Origin of the sequence: Roseburia yibonii, from assembly GCF_014297335.1 — a bacterium.
Taxonomy (GTDB): domain Bacteria; phylum Bacillota; class Clostridia; order Lachnospirales; family Lachnospiraceae; genus Roseburia_D; species Roseburia_D yibonii.
In genome coordinates this window covers 41,130-61,574 of sequence record NZ_JACOQH010000004.1, presented here as the reverse complement: position 1 = coordinate 61,574, position 20,445 = coordinate 41,130, and the positions used below count along the sequence as shown (strand labels likewise).

The window sequence follows — 20,445 nt, the reverse complement described above, 5'->3', positions numbered from 1 at the left end:
CTGTTTTTTTATTCCGGCATATGATATAAAAAGGGGTCGATGCGGGGAAAACAGTATGCTTACAATGCAAAAATACGAAGGAGTCGGAAACGACTACCTGATTCTGGATCCAAACAGAAATGAACTGAAGCTGGAAGAAAATCAGATCAAAATGCTCTGCCGCAGAAATTTTGGCGTGGGGGCGGATGGAATTTTGTACGGCCCGCTTTATGCCAATCAGAAGATCTTTTTCCGTATTTTTAATCCGGATGGCAGTGAGGCGGAACGCAGTGGGATCGGAGCCTGTATTTTTGCGGCATATCTGCGGGATGCGGGCTGCATCCATGGAAAGAAGGTGCGCCTCTACAGTAAAGCAGGGGAGAATGAGGTCGTATATCTGGAAGATGGTAGGATGCGTGTGAAAATGGGAAAGCCGGTGTTTGCCTGCGAAAAGATCCCGGTCACTGGTGTGGAGGATGAGATCGTAAACCTGCCGCTTCTATTTCACGGAGAACTTTATAATGCAACCTGTGTATCGGTGGGAAACCCGAACTGCGTCATTATGATGGAGGATGTCTCCGGGGGACGGGCAAGAGAACTGGGACCCTATGTAGAGCACGCGGCGCGTTTCCCAAACCGTATGAATTTGCAGCTGTGCCGTGTCGTTGACCGCGCGCATATCAAAATCGAGATCTATGAGCGGGGAACCGGTTACATCCTCGCGTCCGGGACCGGAGCCTGTGCGGCAGCGGCAGCATCTTACCGTATGGGGCTTACCGACCGCACGGTTTTCGTGGAGATGCCGGGGGGAACCCTGCTTGTGGAGACAAAGGAGGACCTTACGATGTATCTGACCGGAAGCGCGCGGGCAGTCGGCACGTTTTTTGTGGCGGAGCACTTTTTTGCCTGAAATTCAAGTTGCAACCGTTTTTGTTTCGTATTATAATAAGCGTTAAATGACATCGTTTCAGTACGGAGAGGAAAAGAATATGAAAAAAATCTTGGATAGGATCACAGACGAAGTAAAAACAGCTTTTATCGCCTGTGGATATGATGAAAAATATGCAAAGGTCACGCTGTCGAACCGGCCGGATCTCTGTGAGTATCAGTGTAACGGGGCAATGGCAGCGGTCAGGGAATATAAAAAGGCACCGCTTATCATTGCGGAAGAAGTTGCGGCAAAATTAAAGGAGAATCCGGTGTTTTCCATGGCGGAAGCGGTAAAACCGGGATTTTTGAACTTAAAACTCTGCGACGCGTTTGTCGCAGAGTTCATGAATGACATGGATGCAGATGCGCGTCTCGGCTGTGAAGAGGCAAAGGAGCCGAAAACAATCATCATTGATTACGGCGGACCAAACGTTGCGAAGCCGCTTCATGTCGGACACCTGCGTTCCGCGGTGATCGGAGAGAGCATCAAACGTATCGGAAAATTTATGGGACATCATATCATCGGGGATGTGCATCTCGGTGACTGGGGACTGCAGATGGGACTCATTATCACGGAGTTAAAACTGCGCAGACCGGAGCTTGTATATTTTGATGAAAACTACAGCGGAGAATATCCGGCAGAGCCACCGTTTACGATCTCAGAACTGGAAGAGATCTATCCGACGGCAAGCAAAAAGTCCAAAGAGGATGCTTCTTATAAGGAAGCTGCCATGCAGGCAACGTATGAATTGCAGCATGGAAGAAAGGGATATCAGGCACTGCTTTCCCATATTTTAAACGTGTCAGTCACAGACTTAAAGCGCAATTATGAGAACTTAAATGTGTCTTTTGAGCTCTGGAAAGGGGAATCCGACGCACAGCCGTATATCCCGGATATGGTAAAGAAAATGAAAGAGGACGGCTTTGCCTATATCAGTGACGGCGCGCTGGTCGTGGATGTCAAAGAGGAAAGTGATACCAAGGAAGTTCCGCCGTGCATGATCTTAAAATCAGACGGTGCGTCACTCTACAATACGACCGACCTTGCAACGATCGTATGGCGTATGAAAGACTATGATCCGGACATGCTCATCTATGTGGTTGACAAGCGTCAGGAACTGTATTTTACCCAGGTATTCCGCTGTGCGAGAAAGACAGGACTCGTCAAACCGGAAACAGAGTTAAAATTCCTCGGATTTGGTACCATGAACGGAAAAGACGGAAAGCCTTTCAAGACCAGAGAGGGCGGCGTAATGCGCCTGGAAGTACTGCTTTCCGAGATCAATGAGGAAATGTATAATAAGATCCGTGACAATCAGAATATGACCGATGAGGAAGCAAGAAAGACAGCGAAGATCGTTGCGCTCTCAGCGGTCAAATACGGAGATCTTTCCAATCAGGCTTCCAAGGATTATATTTTTGATATCGAACGGTTTACTTCTTTTGAAGGAAATACGGGACCCTATATCCTTTATACGATCGTCCGTATCAAGTCCATTTTAAACAAATACAAAGATGCCGGAAAGAGCGCGGACGGAGCGAAGATCCTGCCGCCGCATTCTGAAGATGAAAAAGCGCTGATGCTTGAGATCAGCAGATTCAATGCGATGATGGAAAATGCGTTTGAGGAGACAGCACCGCATAAAGTGTGTGCCTATATCTATGATGTGGCAAATGCGTTCAATCATTTTTACCACAATACCAAAATCATGGCAGAAGAAGATGTGACACTTCAGGCTTCCTATATCAGACTTTTAGAGCTGACAAAGCGTGTGCTTGAAACCTGTATCGATGTACTCGGCTTCAGCGCACCGGATAAAATGTAAAAAAATCTGACCCTAAGATGCGTCTGCGGGAAAGGTATTTGATACCTGTGCCCTTTTTGGACACAGGTATTTTCTATATATACTAAGTGGGATAGAAGACTTAGGAGGAAAAAGATATGCAGGCAACGTTAAATCAGACACCAACAGCAAACCGGACACACATCGGCTTCTTTGGAAAAATGAACAGTGGAAAGTCATCGCTTATCAATGCCCTGGCAAATCAGGAAATTTCCATTGTTTCCGAAGTGAGTGGAACAACGACGGATCCGGTAAAAAAATCCATGGAGATCCATGGGATCGGACCGTGTGTGCTCGTCGATACCGCAGGTTTTGATGATATCGGAGAGCTTGGAGAAAAGCGTGTGGAGCTGACCAAAAAGGCGGCGGAAAAGACAGATATCGCGGTTATCCTGTTTCAGGATGATGACATGGAAAAAGAGATCGGCTGGTATGAATTTTTCAAAAAAATGCAGACACCGGTCGTTGCGGTCATCAATAAGACAGATATTTTGGAGAATGTTCCAAAGTTAAAACAGCGGGTGGAGGAGCAGCTTCACGCGCCGGTGCTCTGCCTTAGTGCCCGAAAGCGTGAAGGCATTGAAGAATTAAAAAACCGTCTGGTCGAAGTATCGCCGTCGGCGGCGGAAAAACGGTTCATCACGGGTGGTCTGGTTTCCGAGGGCGATACGGTTTTGCTCGTCATGCCACAGGATATCCAGGCACCGGAGGGCAGGCTGATCCTGCCGCAGGTACAGACGATCCGGGAACTTTTAGATAAAAAATGTCTGGTCATGAGCGCAACGACCGATAAGATGGAACAGGCACTGGAGGCTATGGCAAAACCGCCGAAGCTCATCATCACGGATTCCCAGGTTTACAAAACGGTTTATGAAAAGAAGCCGGAGGAGAGCAGCCTTACCTCGTTTTCCACGCTGTTCGCCGCATATAAAGGAGACATTCATTATTATGTGGAAAGCGCAAAGAAGATCGAAGCGCTGACCGAAGATTCAAAAGTGCTGATCGCCGAGTGCTGTACGCATGCGCCGCTCAAAGAAGATATCGGAAGAGAGAAGCTGCCGCGTTTCTTAAGAAAGAGAGTGGGCAGCGGACTTGGGATCGACATTGTGAGCGGTTCGGATTTCCCGGAAGATCTTTCGTCTTATGATCTTGTGATCCAGTGCGGAGCCTGTATGTTTAATCGCAAATATGTGATGTCACGGATCCTGCAGGCAAAGGAACAGAAAGTACCGATGTCAAATTACGGGATCGTGATCGCCTATCTGAACGGCATACTGGACAAAATAACAATACCGGAGGAATGAGTGATGGATACAAGGATCGCGATCATTGCTATCGTCGTGGAAAATCCGGAGCATGTGGAGGAACTGAACCGGATCTTACATAAGTACAGCGAATATATCATCGGGCGGATGGGAATCCCGTATCAGAAACGGAACATATCCCTGATCAGCGTAGCGATCGACGCGCCGGCAGATGTGATCAGTTCCCTGTCGGGAAAGATCGGAATGTTAAAAGGAATCAACGCAAAGACAGTATATTCCAAGCTGTCGGAGTAGGAAAAGGAAGAAAAATGCAGACAGTACATGAGTTGATCGATAAATTGAATAAGGAACATGCGCTAAAGAAAGAGGAATGGGTATTTCTGCTCGGACACCGGACGGAAGAGGACGCCGAATATCTGTTTTCCTGCGCGAGAAAGCAGCAGCAGAAATATTTCGGGAACTGTGTATACACGAGAGGGCTGATTGAGTTTACAAACATCTGCCGGAACGACTGCTATTACTGCGGGATACGAAAGAGCAATCCGAATGCGGAGCGTTACCGCCTTACGACCGAACAGATCTTATCCTGCGCAAAGAGCGGGTATGAGCTGGGATTTCGTACCTTTGTGCTGCAGGGCGGTGAGGATCTGGCATATAAGGATGAAGATATCGTCTGTCTTGTGCGCACCATAAAAGAGGCGTATCCGGACTGCGCGGTTACCTTGTCGATCGGGGAAAAAAGTTACGAGAGCTATCAGAAATATTTTGACGCGGGGGCAGACCGTTATCTGCTGCGCCATGAGACCGCGGACGAGGTCCATTACCGGAAACTGCATCCGGCGGAACTTTCCTTAGAACACAGAAAACAGTGTCTTTATGATCTGAAAGAGATTGGGTATCAGGTGGGCTGCGGATTTATGGTGGGTTCACCTGGACAGACTTATGAGACACTTGCGGAGGATATGCTGTTTATTACAAAAGTGCAGCCGCAGATGGTAGGCATCGGTCCGTTCATCCCGCATCATGATACGCCGTTTCGGGAAGAACAGGCGGGAACGTTGGAGCTTACGCTGTTTCTGCTTGGGCTGCTTCGGCTTTTGATCCCGAATCTGCTGCTTCCGGCGACAACAGCGCTTGGTACCATAGCGCCGACCGGCAGGGAACAAGGGATCCTCGCCGGGGCAAATGTGGTCATGCCGAACCTTTCTCCGGTCGGTGTACGAAAAAAATATGAGCTTTACGACAATAAGATCTGCACCGGAGATGAGGCGGCTGAGTGCCGGGGCTGCTTAAACCGCCGCATGGAGAGCATCGGGTATGAGCTCGTGGTAGACCGCGGCGATTTTGTGCCGGTAAGCGGTTTATAAAAATTTCATGAAGTTGAGAAGTTTTTTACTTTTCGGAAACTTGACAGAAATGACAGTTGGGCTTATGATTTCATGTGATGAATAAAAAGGGCGGGGAAAGTGTACCCTTTCGTTAATGGATTGAAGCGGCGGAGAACCGTAAAAAAAGGAGATTGATATATTATGACAAAGATTGACATTATTTCCGGGTTCCTTGGAGCAGGAAAGACCACATTTATTAAGAAGATGATCGACGAAGTCTTTCACGGACAGAAGATCGTCTTAATCGAGAACGAGTTCGGTGAAGTTGGTATCGATGGCGGATTCTTAAAGGATTCCGGTATCCAGATCAGCGAAATGAATTCCGGCTGCATCTGCTGTTCCCTGGTAGGAGATTTCGGTAAAAACCTGAATGAGGTGATCACAAAATATCATCCGGACCGTATCCTGATCGAGCCGTCCGGCGTTGGAAAACTTTCAGATGTTATGAAATCCGTGATCGACATTGAGAAAGAGCAGGATGTAAAACTGAATGCGCTTGTAACCGTAGTCAATTCCTTAAAGGCATCCAAGCAGATGAAAGCGTTTGGTGAGTTCTTCAATAACCAGATCGAGTTTGCGACCACTGTTATTTTGAGCAGAACACAGAACGCAACACCGGAACAGCTTGAATTCTGCGTAAAGCAGATCCAGAATCTGAATCCGAAAGCGGCTGTGATCACAACAGACTGGGATAAGATCTCCGGCGAGCAGATCTTAAAGGCAATGGAAGGACAGGATACCCTTGAGATGGAACTCCTTGCAGAGGAGCGTCATGCAAAAGAGGCAGAAGAACATGAGCATGAACATCACCATCATGATCATGACCACGAAGAACATGAGCACCATCACGATCATGACCATGAGGAGCATGAGCATCATCATGACCATGACCACGAGGAACATGACCATCATGATCACGACCATGAAGAGCACGATCATCACGATCATGACCACGAAGAGCATGACCATCATCACGAGCATGGCGAGAACTGCACCTGCGGCTGCCATGACCATGATCACGAACATCATCACCATCATCATGCGGATGATGTATTTACAAGCTGGGGCAAGGAAACTCCGCATAAATACGAGAAGTCTGTCATTGAAAATGCGCTGAAGAAATTTGTGGATACCGAAGAGTACGGCGTTATCTTGCGTGCGAAGGGTATGGTAGAATCCACAGACGGTTCATGGATCTACTTTGACATGGTTTCCGGCGAGTACGAACTGCGTGAGGGTGAACCGGATTACACCGGACGTCTGTGCGTGATCGGAACTGACTTAAAAGAGGACAAATTAGAAGAACTGTTTGAATTAGTATAAGGAAATGAAAAGAAGGGAGGCGCCTGCCTTGGAAGAAATACCAGTATATTTATTTACCGGATTTATGGACAGCGGAAAGACAACGCTGGTAAATGAAACACTGTATGATCAGGACTTTGGCAACGGGGCAAAGACGCTTATCATTGCCTGCGAAGATGGAGATGTGGAGTATGATGAGGCAAAGTTAAAGACCATCAACGCGAAGCTTCTTATGATCGAGAAAGAGGAAGATTTCACGGAAGAACTGCTTCATAATGTAAATCTTCAGTATCTGCCGGAACAGGTGTTTATTGAATACAACGGAACCTGGGAAATGGCAAAGATCCTGGAGACCAAGTTGCCGGATGGCTGGATGATCGTTCAGTCACTCGCTACCGTGGATGCAACGACCTATGAGATGTATCTTGCGAATATGCGTTCCATGATCATGGAGCAGCTGTTTAAAGCGGATGTCGTGATCTTTAACCGCTGTGATGATAATACACCAAAGGGCAAGTTCCGGCGTTCCGTAAAAGCGTTGAACCGGAAAGCGCAGATCGTATATGAACGTGCGGACGGCACGATCGATGAGGGCGATAATGAGGAACTTCCATACGACATCACACAGGATTTTATCGATCTGAGTGATGCGGATTATGGTCTGTGGTATCTGGACGCGATGGACAATCCAAAGCGTTACGATGGCAAGACTGTGAAATTCCTTGCGCTTGTATACAATCCGGACAAGATGCGCAAAAAAGGCATGTTCGTACCGGGACGTTTCGCGATGACCTGTTGCGCGGCAGATATCCAGTTTGTAGGGTTTAAATGCAAATATCCGAAGGCGGATGAGATCGCGCATAAATCCTGGATCACGATCACTGCAAAGGTGAAAGTGGAGTTCGCAAAAGAATACCGGGGAAAAGGGCCGGTGTTATATCCGGTATCCATTGAACCTGCGGAGAAACCGGAAGACGAACTGGTTTATTTCTCATAAGAGAAGCAGATTTTAAAAATCTCGAAAGAAACTTCTTGACAGGAACACTGGAAAGTAGTAAAGTATGATTCATAGAAAAACCGTTGAAAAAGAGTAGTAGGTTAGCGAAATGCATTCAGAGAGCCTCCGGTGGTGGGATGGAGACAGCAGGCAGTTAATTGAATGGACTTTTGAGGGCGGCTTCGAAGTTTAACGTAGAGGCCGACGGGGATCCGAACCCGTTACCAGTTCGGCGTGTATGCCAGTACATGAGTGAGTGGACGTTCGTCAATTTGAGTGGTACCGCGATAATAAGATTTTATTACCGTCTCAAGCATTAGCTTGAGGCGGTTTTTTCATGGAAAAGGCATGGGAACCTGAAAAACAGCAGTAGCAGAGGAGTCCGGAGAAATCCGGCAGAAAGAGAGGAATTATTATGAAAAAGAAAGTTTTGACAGCAGTTCTTGCAGCAGCAATGGTAATGTCTATGGCAGGATGTGGAAGCACCAAGGATACCACTTCCACAGCAGGGAACACCGTATCAACCGATGCACAGACAGAGAGTGCAGCAGAAACGACAGATGGCACGGAGGCAGCCTCCGGAGCAACCTATAAGGTCGGTATCGTTCAGTATGTGGATGACGCGTCCTTAAATCAGATCGAAGCAGCGATCGAAGCAGAGCTTGATAAAAAAGGCGAGGAGCTTGGAGTAACGTTTGATTACGGCGATTACACCTTCAATGGTCAGGCAGATTCCACGACATTAAATCAGATCGCAACAGAACTCGTTGCAGATAATGTGGATGTGATCATTCCGATCGCGACTCCGGCAGCTATGATCATGCAGAACGCGACAGAAGATAATCAGATCCCGGTTGTATTTTCCGCAGTATCCGATCCGGAAAGCGCCGGACTTGTGGCAGGTAACGACGCACCGGGCGCAAATATCACAGGAACCTCAGACGCATTGGACACAGATGCGGTATTTGATCTGATGTTTGCGGCAGATCCGGATATCAAATCCGTAGGTCTTTTATATGATAAGAGCCAGGATTCCGCAAAGAAACCGATCGAGGAAGCCAAAGCTTACCTGGAAGGAAAAGGCGTAGAGGTAGTAGAAAAGACAGGAACGACCAATGATGAGATCAGCAATGCGGCAGACGCGCTGGCAGCAGCAGGTGTGGATGCGGTATTTACTCCGACCGATAACACGGTAATGACAGCAGAGCTTGCGATCTATGAAAAATTTATTGATGCGGGGATCCCGCATTACACCGGTGCAGATTCCTTCGCATTAAACGGAGCGTTCTTAGGATATGGCGTAAATTATGAAGATCTTGGAACTGCGACAGCAGATATGGTAGTAGACATTCTGGTAAATGGAAAGAATCCGGCGGAGACACCGGTACAGACACTTAGCAATGGTATCGCGACCGTAAATACCGAGACAGCAGAAGCTCTTGGAATTGACTACAGTGTATTCTCCGATATGTGTGAGGGCGTAGTAGAAACACAGACAGCGGAGGAATTTGAATAAAACGATAGAAAAGTATGACCGGAGGTAGGTTTTTATGTCTTCAATATTCACGTTATCCATTGTACAGAGTGCTCTGGAACTGGGATTTATCTATTCGCTGGTGGCGCTGGCGTTATTTATCTCTTTTACGATTTTAAATATAGCAGATCTTTCCACGGACGGATGTTTTACGCTTGGCTGTGCGGTGGGCGCCATGGTGACGCTCGCCGGGCATCCGGTGCTTGCGCTGTTCGCGGCAATGGGTGCGGGGGTATGCTCCGGTTTTATTACCGCGTTTTTGCAGACGAGAATGGGGATCGAATCCATTCTTGCTGGAATCATCGTAAATACCGGACTTTACACGATCAACATCGCAGTGATGGGATTTGCGTCCAATGTGAATCTGTTTGGCTGTGATACGATATTCAGTCTTGCAAAAGAGACGATCGGCGGCAGCTTTTACAAGATCATTGTGGTAGCCATTGTAGTTGCGGCTGTCGCGCTCATCCTCTCATGGTTCCTTGGCACCAGACTCGGACTTTCCATCCGGGCGACCGGAGATAATCCGGATATGGTGAAGGCATCCAGTATCAATCCGGGATTTATGATCACCGTAGGGCTTTGTGTGGCGAATTCTCTGACCGGACTGTCCGGCGCACTGCTCGCGCAGTATCAGAAATCCTGCGACATCAATCTTGGTACCGGAATGGTTACGATCGCGCTTGCCAGCCTGATCATCGGAGAATCCATTATCGGGAAAGGCTCGATATTAAAACGCGTCTGCGGAGTGGTACTCGGAAGCTGTCTGTATCGCTTTTTGGTTGCGGTAGCGCTTCGCTTAAATGTTCCGGCGGAATGCTTAAAGCTGGTTTCCGCGATCATCGTTGCGGTAGCGATCGCGTTCCCGTATTTAAAAAAGCGCGTGGCGTTTTCCAGACAGAAATCGATCGCGATCCGAAAGAGAAAGGAGGATTCGTATGCTGCAGCTGAAACACATAGAAAAGACATTTAATCCGGGAACGGTCAATGAAAAAAGGGCGCTTACGGATCTGAACCTCGATTTGAAGGACGGAGATTTTGCAACGATCGTCGGAAGTAACGGCGCGGGAAAATCTACCATGTTCAATGCGATCACAGGAGCGTTTTATGTCGATGAAGGGCAGATTATTCTGGATGGGGAGGATATCACCTATAAGAAAGAATATCTGCGCAGTCATGAGATCGGACATCTGTTCCAGGATCCGCTTCGTGGAACCGCACCGGGCATGACGATCGAGGAAAATATGGCACTTGCCTATCTGCGTGCAAAGACGATGCGCAATCAGTATTTCAGCCGCATTAACAAAGCGGATAAAGAGAAGTTCCGTGAACAGCTCGCACAGCTTGATATGGGACTGGAAGACCGGATGAAACAGCCGGTCGGTCTTTTGTCCGGCGGGCAGCGTCAGGCGCTGACACTTCTTATGGCAACGATGGTGACACCGAAGATCCTTTTGCTCGATGAACATACGGCGGCACTGGATCCGGCGACCGCAGCGAAAGTGCTTGCGCTTACCAGACAGATCATTGCGGAGCGGAAGATCACGGCACTCATGGTCACACACAATATGCACCAGGCGTTGGAACTTGGAAACCGCACGCTCATGATGGATGCGGGAAGCATCATCTTTGATGTGTCTGGGGCAGAGCGGGAAAAGCTTACGGTGGATGATCTTTTGGAAAAATTCAAAGAAAATGCCGGCAGACAGTTAGACAATGACCGGATTTTAACTTCAAAATAATAAAAATGCGACAGCAGCTGTTCCAGTCAGGGACAGCTGCTTTTTTTGTAATGACGACCGTTGATCAGTGCGGGATGCGGAACGCATCCCGTCTTTTTGTCCTGCGCCGGAAATGACGGAACAATATGACTAAAAAGGAACGGCAAAATTTGTCTATTTCTGTGAATGGAATCGGAAATTGGATCGTGATACAATATAGGAAACCAGAAAACCAAAACTGGTTTTCTGGTTTTCTATCGACAGAGAGAAGAAGGCAAAGGAGAGCGGTTATGGATATACAGGCAGCAAAGGAAACCATTTTGGAAGCCACATTAAAGATGTTTTACGAAAAGGGTCTGAAATTTACAATGAGTGATATCGCGGTTTGCGCAGGAATGAGTAAACGGACGATTTATATGGTGTTTGCGGATAAGGAGAGCCTTTTTTACGCAATGGTAGATTACTGTTTTGACAAGATAAAGGACAGTGAGAAAAAGGTGTTGGAGGATGCTTCTCTGGATACCGTAGGCAAGATCCGCGCGATCCTCTCCGTGCTTCCCGAAGGATATCGTGAGATCGATTTTCAGAAGCTCTTTATTTTAAAAGAAAAATATCCGAAGATCTACCGGCGTGTGGAGGAGCGGTTGGAGAGTGGATGGGAGAACACGATCGCACTGATCGAACAGGGGATTGCAGAGGGTGTTGTGCGCCCGGTCAATATCGCGATCTATAAAGTGATGTTGGAAGCAACGATCGAACAGTTTTTCCAGCGGGATGTTCTGGTCAGCAATCAGATCTCCTATGCGGATGCGTTAGATGAAGTGGTCGGGATCCTGGTGGATGGAATTACCGTAAAATGCTAAAAAACGAACCATAGACTGGCAGAAAAGAGGAAAAGATATGAAAGACAGATCAAAAGTGATTTTTGGAAATGAGATGAGCAGCCGTGTGTATCGCAAGGCGGAAAAATCCAAAAAGAAATACAGCAAGAAATTTGGGGATGATGCGGCGGTCAATTATCCGCTCTCCATAGAAAAGAATCCGTATATCGGAGACGCGCTTGGCGTGCAGAATATCTTAATCAACGGAAAGGACAATGCCACAGAAGCGTTTGATCGCGAAAAAGGCATTATCGTCGGAAATATCCGTATGGGGTTTGGACATTACAGGATCTCCATGGCGATGGCATCTGCGGCAAAGCATCTGGGCTATACACCGTACTGGCTGGATCTGAATTCCTTCCCGGAGACGACCTGCACCAAGGTGATCAGCGCACAGAATGATCTCTACTCGCTGGGATCAAGACTTTCCGCGAAGAGCAGACTGTTTAACCGGTTTGTGTGGGAGCCGATGAATTACGAAGGGTTCCGGGCGCTGTCCTATAATGCTGCGGATCAGAAAAACGCGGAGCTGATGGCGCCGGTCTACCGCAACATTCCAAAAGATATCCCGGTGATCGGGACTCATGTGTGGTCGGCGCAGGCGGCAGTGCATGCCGGCATGCACTATGTAGTCAACGCGATCCCGGATAACTGGCCGATGGCACTGCATCTTTCCGAAGGAAGTGTCCACACCGTTCAGTGTCACAATGCGTACATGGGCTACCGCATTTTAAACGGAATGCAAAAGGACGAGGTCTTAAAACCAATGCCGGAGGAAAGCCTTGTATACACCGGTCACTATATCGACCATGAGCTGGTATCCAATATCGAGTCGGACTGTGCGGCGAGGATCCGGCGCAAAAAGGATAAAAAGCCGATGCGGTTTTTACTCACGATCGGAGGGGCAGGCGCACAAAAAGAGATTTTTGCGGCGATCATCCATTATCTGATTCCGGCGATCCGCGAAAAGAAGGCGGCGCTTTATGTGAATGTGGGCGATTACCGGAATGTCTGGGAGGAACTGGTAAAAGAAATCCCGGAGATGAAGAGCCTCTCAACCGAGCATTTCAATCAGTGGGAAGAGACGGAGCATTTTGCAAAAGAGGCACTGACCGGAGAAGTGGAAGGCATTCACGGTTTCTGGCATGAAAACATTTTTGAGGCGGTCTACTGCACGAATCTGCTGATGCGAAGTGTGGATGTGCTGGTCACAAAACCGAGTGAACTCGCGTTTTATCCGGTGCCGAAATTATTTATCAAGCGCGTCGGAAAGCATGAGATGTGGGGCGCGATCCATTCGGCGGAGATCGGGGATGGAACCTTAGAGTGCCGTGATATACCACATACCTTACAGATGATCGATCTGTTCTTAAAAGAGGACGGGCTGCTTTTCGACATGTGCGATAACATTGTGAAAAATAAGTCGATCGGTATCTATGACGGGGCATACAAAGTCGTGGAACTGGCGATGGGCTTAAAGAAGTAAAAACGGAGGAGAAATTACTATGAAACTGACAGGAAAAGAAAAAATTTCATATGGACTGGGGGCAGTCGGAAAGGATATGGTCTATATGCTTTCCGCAAGTTACATTTTGTATTATTATCAGGATATCCTTGGCGTGAGCGCGATCGCAATGGGATTTATCCTGCTTGGCGCGCGGATCTTTGACGCGTTCAATGACCCGGTCATGGGGATCATTGTGGCAAAGACACGTACCAGATGGGGTAAATTCCGTCCGTGGCTTTTGATCGGAACGCTCTTAAATGCAGTAGTGCTCTATCTGATGTTCGCGGCACCGCCCACACTGGACGGAAGCGGCATGGTCGCGTATGCGGCGGTCACTTATATCGTGTGGGGTGTGACCTATACGATGATGGATATCCCGTACTGGTCGATGATCCCGGCGTTTACCGAGGGCGGTAAAGAGCGTGAGGGACTTTCCGCAATGGCGCGTTCCTGCGCGGGTGTCGGCTCGGCGATCGTGACGATCATTACAATGAAATGCGTCTACATGTTAGGACAGGGAGATGAGCGCACCGGCTTTCGGTGGTTTGCGTTGATCATTGCGGTGATCTTTGTATTATGTACCCTGACGACCTGCATCAATATTAAGGAAAAATCAACGGTTCAGGTCGATGCGCCGTCCATAAAGCAGATGCTTCAGGCGCTGATCCAGAACGATCAGGCAATGGCAACGGTTATTACGATCGTTTTGATCAACATGTCGATGTATATTACATCAAATCTGGTAATTTACTTTTTTAAATATGATTTTGGCGGTGAGGGATGGTATAATAGTTATACATTATTCAGCACCTTTGGCGGAGCGATGCAGATCGCGGCGATGGTATTTTTCTTTTCACTGCTTCGCAGATTTTTCAGCACGATCCAGGTATTTTATGTGAGCTTTGCCATGGCAGTGATCGGCTATGTATCACTTTTGATCCTTGCGTTTACCAATATGTCAAATGTGGTGCTGTTATTTATACCGGGCTTTTTCATTTTCGCGGCAAACGGCATGCTCGCTATTCTTACGACGGTATTCCTTGCAAATACCGTGGATTACGGGGAATTGAAAAACAACCGCAGGGATGAGAGTGTGATCTTTTCCATGCAGACCTTTGTCGTAAAACTGGCATCCGGCGTAGCGGCACTTGTGGCATCCATCTGCCTTAGTGTGTTCCATCTGAACTCAGATACCGAAAATACCGCAGAGGTGGCAAAAGCGGCGGTAAGCTCCGTAGTCGGACTGCGTATGACGATGACACTGATCCCAATCGCGGGACTTGTCATTGCGGGGATCTTTTTCCACAAAAAATATAAGCTGACCGAAGAAAAAGTAGAAGAGATCGCAGAACAGGTTAAGATCAGACGGGAAGCCGGGCAAAATCAGCTGACGGGAGGAAAATAGAATGATCACAGAAAATGAGGGATTTTACTGGCTGACAACCGAACATACCGCGTATGGATTCCAGGTGCTTGAAACGGGACATCTGGAACATCTGTATTACGGCCCGAAGATCCGGGTAAAAGATCCATCGGCACTTTCGGAAAAGTGTGCGTTTGGGCTCGGAAATACGATCGCCTATGATGCGGCACATGAAAATCTGTCACTGGAAAATATGAGACTTGAGATGTCGTCCTACGGGAAAGGGGATATTCGTGAACCGTTTGTAGAGATCACTTATGCGGATGGAAGCTTTTCCAGTGATTTTAAATTTGATCATGCAGATATCATGGAAGAAAAAGAAGCGTATGAGACGCTGCCTGGTTCCTATGCCACAGAAGAGGAGGGCGTAGAACAGCTCACCGTTGTTTTGAAGGAGCAGGCATCCCCGGTGTATCTCGAACTTCACTATTATGTATATGAGAAATCCGATGTCATCACACGAAGCGCGAAGCTCTGTAACGAAGGAGATACGCCGATCCGTCTGCGCCGGCTGCTCAGCACACAGCTGGATTTTTCGGATCATGACTATGTGGTATCAGACTTTCACGGCGGCTGGGCGCGGGAGATGGAACGTACGGATACCAGAATCACGGCGGGAAAATTCGTAAACGCGTCCTATACCGGCGGTTCCTCGAGCCGCGCAAATCCGTTTCTCATGTTAAGCCGTGAAAATACGACGGAAGAAACAGGACTCTGCTACGGCATGAATCTGATTTACAGTGGAAACCATTACACGGCAGTCGAGGTCGGAAGCTTTGGCAAGACCCGCGTGGTCATGGGGATCAATCCGCAGTCTTTCTGTTTTCATTTAGAGCCGAAAAAAACGTTTGAGGCGCCGGAGGCGGTGATGACGGTATCTGCGGACGGCTTTGGCGGTATGAGCAGAAATATGCAGTATTTTGTACAGGAGCATATCATAAGGGGCGAATGGAAGAAAAAAGAGCGTCCGGTGCTTCTAAACAGTTGGGAAGCGGCATACTTTGATATCAATGAGAAGAAGCTTCTAAAACTTGCGAAGGCTGGAAAAGAGGCAGGGATAGAGCTGTTTGTGATGGATGACGGCTGGTTCGGGGAGCGTAAGGATGATAAGCGTTCGCTGGGTGACTGGGAAGCGGATAAAAAGAAGCTGCCGGACGGTGTCCGGGGACTGGCGGACAAGATCAACGCGCTCGGACTTTCCTTTGGTATCTGGGTGGAGCCTGAGATGGTAAATGTGGACAGTGACTGTTACCGGGCGCATCCGGACTGGGCGATGGATATTCCGGGAAGAGAACACTCTGAGGGAAGAAATCAGAGAGTCCTTGATCTGGCAAATCCGGAGGTGGTCGATTATATCATTGAAAAAATGACCGCACTTTTTTCCGGCGCGAATATTTCCTATGTCAAATGGGACATGAACCGGATCTTTTCCGACTGCTATTCCAAATATCTGGGACATGAGCGGCAGGGCGAGACCGCACACCGGTATATGACCGGTCTGTATCACGTGATGAAGACCCTGACGGAGCGTTTCCCGCATATCCTGTTTGAGGGCTGCGCGGCGGGCGGCAACCGGTTTGATCTTGGAATATTAAGTTACTTCCCACAGATCTGGGCGAGTGACAACACCGACGCAGTCTGCCGTCTGGCGATCCAGACCGGATACAGCTATGGCTATCCGCTTTCCGCGGTCTCAGCGCATGTGTCCGCATGTCCGAACCACCAGACACTGCGTGTGACGCCGCTGCCTACAAGGTATCATGTGGCGGCGTTTGGCGTGCTTGGCTATGAATGCAATTTCTGCGAACTGAACAAAGAGGAATTTCTTGAGATCAAAAGACAGATCGCCGAATATAAGAAGTGGCGGCAGGTGCTGCAGTTTGGACGGATGTACCGTGGCAGACAGGATAACCTGTACGAGTGGACAGCGGTGAGCGAGGATCAAAAGGCAGCGGTCGGTATGCTTGCACAGAAACTTACGGCTGCCAACGCGCCGTATGCGCGCTACCATGCGGCAGGGCTTGCGCCGGAGAAATGCTATCATTTCTATAATCAGCCGATGAAACATGACATCCGTGAATTCGGGGATCTGATCAACACGGCAGCGCCGATCCATATCCGTAAGGATTCATTTATTCACCATGCAGTGGCGAAATTCGTAAAAATGGATGGCGAGACGGAAGACTATCTGGTATACGGTGATGGTCTGATGCAGGCGGGTGTGAACTTAAAACAGGCATTCAGCGCGACCGGATATAACAGCGAGGTCCGTTATTTCCCGGATTTCGCGTCACGAATGTATTTTATGGAGGAACAGGATGAGTCAGGTGTCCTTTGACGATACCATGGAAAAACTTGCGGAGCTTGAGCAGTTTGCGGAAAACTATGCAGGAAATACACAAGGGGCAGATGCGAAAGCACTTGCCTCCTGTTATCTGTTTTCGGACCGTTACAGCGGCGGACTCTGGGAAAAAGTCGGGATCCGGAAAGACGCGGATTTTGAGCGCTATGTAAAAGAGCAGGACGCAGGTCTCTCGTCCTTAAAAGAAGTGGAAACGCTTTCGGTGCCGGCGGGCTATGAGGTGGACTTTTTGCATATGGCGGCATCCCTCTATGTGGGGGATGATGCCGGCGGATGGATCGGAGATCTGACGGAGTTTGCCTGGGAATTAAAAAATAACGGGATCACGGAAAAGGAAAACGCGGCAGCGCGGTTTCTGTCTGCGGACAGTTACTGGAATGAGGCGGATTTCTATGCGGACATCGATGCGGCAAATATGCGAAAAACATATCAGAGGAACACGCTCTCGGAAACGCTTCTCACATATTATGGAAAAGATACCGATTCGGCAGAGGAACATCTGGGGCAGTTCGTTTCGGACCGTTTTTTCGCGGACAGCAAAGAAGAGCTGGAGCAGGCGGTTTTTAGCGGTTACCGGACACACTGGCTTACGCAGGAACTGCTCACAGCATTTGAACTGGATGCGTCGGAAGATCAAAGTTCACTGAAACTGGCTTCGGATACGATGGCGGATTATCTTTATGCGCACGCGAAGCTGCCGGAGACCGGACAGATAGAGACAAAAAAAGAAGAACTGTTTGAGGATACAGAGTTTCCTTACTGGTCAGAGGATACGGCAGGAATGGTGGTCACGGATGAAACGGGTCAGGTTTCCGGTGCGGGACTGGCGGGGATCGCGGTCTTACTTCTGGTCGCAGTCTTTCTTTTTATCGCATGGAACCGAAAAAAATAAAAAAATGAAAAAATGGATTGACAGACATTCTTCTTTGTGGTAGCCTGTTAATAGTTTAAAGAGATAAAGTCAAAGAGCAAAAGTAGTACCGTGTACGATTCTTTCAGAGAGCTGCCGGATGGTGCGAGGCAGTAAGATAGTTCATTGCAGGTTTTATGCTTAACGGGAATGGATTTGTGAGATGCGAAGTGAAACAAAAGTAGCGGATGCCGTTTCCCCACGTTACAGGGGTAAGATATAGAGTGATTCTGTATCAATGAGATGAAAAGCAGATAGGTGGCGCGTATTTTCCGATTCGGAGATATGCGTTTTTTATTTTTCATAACATGGAAAGATATCTGCGTATCTTGAATGAGGGTGGCACCACGGAACAATTCGTCCCTGACTTGGAGTAAAGAGCTTCAGGTCAGGGATTTTCTTGTTTAAAGGAGGATAAAGTATGAAAAGAAGGTTAAGGGCTTACCGAAAGACAGTCAGCATTGTAAATGAAACGGCGACCGGGATGTATGAAAATCTGGTTGGAAAGAAAAAAGGATTCCTGTTGGAAAGTTATGATAAAAACTATGACCGCTATACATTTTTTGGAGCGGATCCAAAAGAGATCATTTCCTCAAAGGGAAACGCACTCGTGATCGAGCGGGCAGACGGCACGAAGGAAGTACGTGAAGGAAATCCGTTAGAACGGTTAAAAGAGTATTACGATGAGTTCGATATCGTAAAAGAGAACAGAGATTCCGCATTTTCCGGCGGATTAGTTGGAAATCTCGGTTATGATTTTGTACGGTACAGTGAGAAGCTGCCGGACGACAATCCGGATGAGATCGGCATTGAGACGATCCAGATGATGCTGATGACAGAGTTTGTGATGGTCGATCATGTTGCGGAGACGTTGACCGGTATCGTCCTTGCGGAAGACAGTGAGAAAGGAAAAAAGCAGGCACTGGAAAAAGCCGATGAAATGATAAAAAAGGCGCGCGAAAAACGTGTGGAAGAAAAAGAGGATTACAGACGCGACGGCGTGATCGTAAAGCAGTCCGATACCCTGGAGGAATACAGCGCAAAGGTCAATAAGATCAAGGAATACATAAAAGAAGGCCATATTTTCCAGACGGTGCTTTCCCAGCGCTGGACAGTGGAGACAAAGCAGGACGGATTCGCGCTCTACAAAGAACTCCGCGTGTTAAATCCTTCTCCGTATCTTTACTATTTTAATTTCGGGGAATTTGAAGTGATCGGAAGTTCACCGGAAATGTTAGTCAAACAGAAGGAGAACCACATTTATACCTGTCCGATCGCGGGAACGAGAAAGCGTGGAAAAGACAAAGCTGAGGATGAACGCTTAAAGGAAGAACTTTTAGCGGATGAAAAGGAAAAGGCAGAGCATGTAATGCTGGTAGACCTGGCGCGAAACGACATGGGCCGTATCTCCCAGTTTGGAACGGTAAAAGTGACACAGTTCATGCAGGTGCAGAATTATTCACATGTCATGCACATTGTTTCCCAGGTGGAGGGACAGAAAAAAGGCGAATATCATCCGCTTGATCTGGTGGTATCTTTCCTTCCGGCGGGAACCTTAAGCGGGGCGCCGAAGATCCGCGCGATGGAGATCATCGATGAGCTCGAAAGCATCAGACGCGGACTGTACGGAGGAGCGACCGGATACATCGACTTTTCCGGGGACATGGATTTTTGTATTACGATCCGTACCATGATAAAGAAACAGGATAAGGTGTATCTGCAGGCGGGAGCCGGGATCGTAGCGGACTCGGTACCGGAGAGCGAATACAATGAATGCTGCAACAAGGTCATGGCACTGGCAAAGACACTGATCGAGGAGGAGAACTTATGATACTGCTGATTGATAATTACGATTCGTTTACCTATAACCTGTATCAGTATATGGGAATCTTTAATGATGATATCAAAGTTGTGCGCAATGACAAGATCACGATAGAAGAGATCAAAGCCCTTGCGCCGGAGCGCATCGTGCTTTCTCCGGGACCGAAAAGCCCGAAAGAAGCCGGTATCTGTATCGATGCAGTCAGAGAATTTTATGATAAAATACCGATCCTTGGCATCTGTCTCGGACACCAGAGCATCGGGGAAGCATTTGGAGCGACCGTAAGCTATGCCAAAAAGATCTTTCACGGCAAGCAGTCCGAGATCACCCATACTGGTGACAGCGTGTTTACCGGGATCGACAGCCCGATCAAGGTTGCGCGGTATCATTCGCTGGCGGTGAAAAAAGAAGGACTTCCGGACTGCCTACGGATCCTGGCAGAGACAGATGACGGAGAGATCATGGCAATGCGTCACAAAGAGTATCCGGTGGTCGGCTTACAATTTCATCCGGAATCCATTTATACCGAACATGGAAAGCGGATGCTTGAGAACTTTATCAATGGCGTGGTATAGAAAAA

At 48.1% G+C, this 20,445-nt stretch carries 17 protein-coding genes and 1 other annotated feature; all 17 genes read left to right on the top strand.

Annotated elements, in window-relative coordinates:
* The first annotated feature begins 55 nt into the window (after positions 1-55).
* The 17 genes from dapF to H8Z76_RS06860 all read left to right on the top strand — a co-directional run bounded on the left by dapF (position 56) and on the right by H8Z76_RS06860 (position 20,440).
* The gene (dapF, locus tag H8Z76_RS06940) at positions 56-889 is read left to right on the top strand and encodes a diaminopimelate epimerase (protein ID WP_147618583.1); all 834 of its coding nucleotides are present in this window, start codon (positions 56-58) and stop codon (positions 887-889) included.
* A 79-nt stretch (positions 890-968) separates the two neighbouring features.
* Positions 969-2,735: an arginine--tRNA ligase gene (gene argS / locus H8Z76_RS06935; RefSeq protein WP_022515675.1), complete on the top strand. Its 1,767-nt coding sequence runs from the start codon at positions 969-971 to the stop codon at positions 2,733-2,735.
* A gap of 116 nt (positions 2,736-2,851) precedes the next feature.
* On the top strand, positions 2,852-4,057 hold the full coding sequence (gene hydF, locus H8Z76_RS06930; protein ID WP_147618585.1) for a [FeFe] hydrogenase H-cluster maturation GTPase HydF: 1,206 nt from the start codon (positions 2,852-2,854) through the stop codon (positions 4,055-4,057).
* Positions 4,058-4,060: 3 nt separating this feature from the next.
* The gene (locus H8Z76_RS06925) at positions 4,061-4,312 is read left to right on the top strand and encodes a TM1266 family iron-only hydrogenase system putative regulator (RefSeq protein WP_022514854.1); all 252 of its coding nucleotides are present in this window, start codon (positions 4,061-4,063) and stop codon (positions 4,310-4,312) included.
* A 14-nt stretch (positions 4,313-4,326) separates the two neighbouring features.
* Positions 4,327-5,385, top strand: a complete 1,059-nt coding sequence (gene hydE / locus H8Z76_RS06920; protein WP_186982040.1) for a [FeFe] hydrogenase H-cluster radical SAM maturase HydE — start codon at positions 4,327-4,329, stop codon at positions 5,383-5,385.
* Between the two features lie 162 nt (positions 5,386-5,547).
* Positions 5,548-6,729: a CobW family GTP-binding protein gene (locus H8Z76_RS06915; RefSeq protein WP_186982039.1), complete on the top strand. Its 1,182-nt coding sequence runs from the start codon at positions 5,548-5,550 to the stop codon at positions 6,727-6,729.
* Between the two features lie 4 nt (positions 6,730-6,733).
* Positions 6,734-7,705 carry a TIGR03943 family putative permease subunit gene (locus tag H8Z76_RS06910; RefSeq protein ID WP_147618588.1) on the top strand — a complete coding sequence of 324 codons (972 nt, stop codon included), beginning with the start codon at positions 6,734-6,736 and terminating at the stop codon, positions 7,703-7,705.
* Between the two features lie 74 nt (positions 7,706-7,779).
* Positions 7,780-8,020, top strand: a binding site (T-box leader).
* A 100-nt stretch (positions 8,021-8,120) separates the two neighbouring features.
* The gene (locus tag H8Z76_RS06905) at positions 8,121-9,221 is read left to right on the top strand and encodes an ABC transporter substrate-binding protein (RefSeq protein ID WP_186982038.1); all 1,101 of its coding nucleotides are present in this window, start codon (positions 8,121-8,123) and stop codon (positions 9,219-9,221) included.
* 34 nt (positions 9,222-9,255) lie between these two features.
* Positions 9,256-10,212 (top strand): ABC transporter permease, encoded by a 957-nt coding sequence (locus tag H8Z76_RS06900; RefSeq protein ID WP_186982037.1) that lies wholly within the window; start codon positions 9,256-9,258, stop codon positions 10,210-10,212.
* Positions 10,178-10,981: an ABC transporter ATP-binding protein gene (locus H8Z76_RS06895; RefSeq protein WP_186982036.1), complete on the top strand. Its 804-nt coding sequence runs from the start codon at positions 10,178-10,180 to the stop codon at positions 10,979-10,981. The genes H8Z76_RS06900 and H8Z76_RS06895 overlap by 35 nt, the downstream gene beginning before the upstream one ends.
* Positions 10,982-11,250: 269 nt before the next feature.
* Positions 11,251-11,823 carry a TetR/AcrR family transcriptional regulator gene (locus H8Z76_RS06890; protein WP_022514860.1) on the top strand — a complete coding sequence of 191 codons (573 nt, stop codon included), beginning with the start codon at positions 11,251-11,253 and terminating at the stop codon, positions 11,821-11,823.
* A gap of 37 nt (positions 11,824-11,860) precedes the next feature.
* Positions 11,861-13,327: a DUF6937 domain-containing protein gene (locus tag H8Z76_RS06885; protein WP_186982035.1), complete on the top strand. Its 1,467-nt coding sequence runs from the start codon at positions 11,861-11,863 to the stop codon at positions 13,325-13,327.
* Positions 13,328-13,346: 19 nt separating this feature from the next.
* Positions 13,347-14,753: a glycoside-pentoside-hexuronide (GPH):cation symporter gene (locus H8Z76_RS06880; protein ID WP_022516566.1), complete on the top strand. Its 1,407-nt coding sequence runs from the start codon at positions 13,347-13,349 to the stop codon at positions 14,751-14,753.
* Between the two features lies 1 nt (position 14,754).
* Positions 14,755-17,109, top strand: a complete 2,355-nt coding sequence (locus H8Z76_RS06875; protein ID WP_186982034.1) for an alpha-galactosidase — start codon at positions 14,755-14,757, stop codon at positions 17,107-17,109.
* The gene (locus tag H8Z76_RS06870; protein WP_022516564.1) at positions 17,090-18,025 is read left to right on the top strand and encodes a hypothetical protein; all 936 of its coding nucleotides are present in this window, start codon (positions 17,090-17,092) and stop codon (positions 18,023-18,025) included. The genes H8Z76_RS06875 and H8Z76_RS06870 overlap by 20 nt, the downstream gene beginning before the upstream one ends.
* Positions 18,026-18,464: 439 nt before the next feature.
* Entirely contained in the window at positions 18,465-19,874 is a 1,410-nt protein-coding gene (gene trpE, locus H8Z76_RS06865) for an anthranilate synthase component I (protein ID WP_022516563.1), read from the top strand.
* On the top strand, positions 19,871-20,440 hold the full coding sequence (locus H8Z76_RS06860) for an anthranilate synthase component II (protein WP_022516562.1): 570 nt from the start codon (positions 19,871-19,873) through the stop codon (positions 20,438-20,440). Before trpE ends, H8Z76_RS06860 begins: the two co-directional genes overlap by 4 nt.
* Positions 20,441-20,445: the final 5 nt, after the last annotated feature.

Bases quoted from the DNA above. Each gene is read 5' to 3' on its own strand.
- dapF (WP_147618583.1), top strand. From the start codon at position 56: ATGCTTACAATGCAAAAATACGAAGGAGTCGGAAACGACTACCTGATT.
- hydE (WP_186982040.1), top strand. From the start codon at position 4,327: ATGCAGACAGTACATGAGTTGATCGATAAATTGAATAAGGAACATGCG.
- H8Z76_RS06900 (WP_186982037.1), top strand. From the start codon at position 9,256: ATGTCTTCAATATTCACGTTATCCATTGTACAGAGTGCTCTGGAACTG.
- trpE (WP_022516563.1), top strand. From the start codon at position 18,465: ATGAAAAGAAGGTTAAGGGCTTACCGAAAGACAGTCAGCATTGTAAAT.
- H8Z76_RS06895 (WP_186982036.1), top strand. From the start codon at position 10,178: ATGCTGCAGCTGAAACACATAGAAAAGACATTTAATCCGGGAACGGTC.
- H8Z76_RS06870 (WP_022516564.1), top strand. From the start codon at position 17,090: ATGAGTCAGGTGTCCTTTGACGATACCATGGAAAAACTTGCGGAGCTT.
- H8Z76_RS06860 (WP_022516562.1), top strand. From the start codon at position 19,871: ATGATACTGCTGATTGATAATTACGATTCGTTTACCTATAACCTGTAT.
- H8Z76_RS06885 (WP_186982035.1), top strand. From the start codon at position 11,861: ATGAAAGACAGATCAAAAGTGATTTTTGGAAATGAGATGAGCAGCCGT.
- H8Z76_RS06905 (WP_186982038.1), top strand. From the start codon at position 8,121: ATGAAAAAGAAAGTTTTGACAGCAGTTCTTGCAGCAGCAATGGTAATG.
- H8Z76_RS06880 (WP_022516566.1), top strand. From the start codon at position 13,347: ATGAAACTGACAGGAAAAGAAAAAATTTCATATGGACTGGGGGCAGTC.
- H8Z76_RS06910 (WP_147618588.1), top strand. From the start codon at position 6,734: ATGAAAAGAAGGGAGGCGCCTGCCTTGGAAGAAATACCAGTATATTTA.
- hydF (WP_147618585.1), top strand. From the start codon at position 2,852: ATGCAGGCAACGTTAAATCAGACACCAACAGCAAACCGGACACACATC.
- argS (WP_022515675.1), top strand. From the start codon at position 969: ATGAAAAAAATCTTGGATAGGATCACAGACGAAGTAAAAACAGCTTTT.
- H8Z76_RS06915 (WP_186982039.1), top strand. From the start codon at position 5,548: ATGACAAAGATTGACATTATTTCCGGGTTCCTTGGAGCAGGAAAGACC.
- H8Z76_RS06925 (WP_022514854.1), top strand. From the start codon at position 4,061: ATGGATACAAGGATCGCGATCATTGCTATCGTCGTGGAAAATCCGGAG.
- H8Z76_RS06875 (WP_186982034.1), top strand. From the start codon at position 14,755: ATGATCACAGAAAATGAGGGATTTTACTGGCTGACAACCGAACATACC.
- H8Z76_RS06890 (WP_022514860.1), top strand. From the start codon at position 11,251: ATGGATATACAGGCAGCAAAGGAAACCATTTTGGAAGCCACATTAAAG.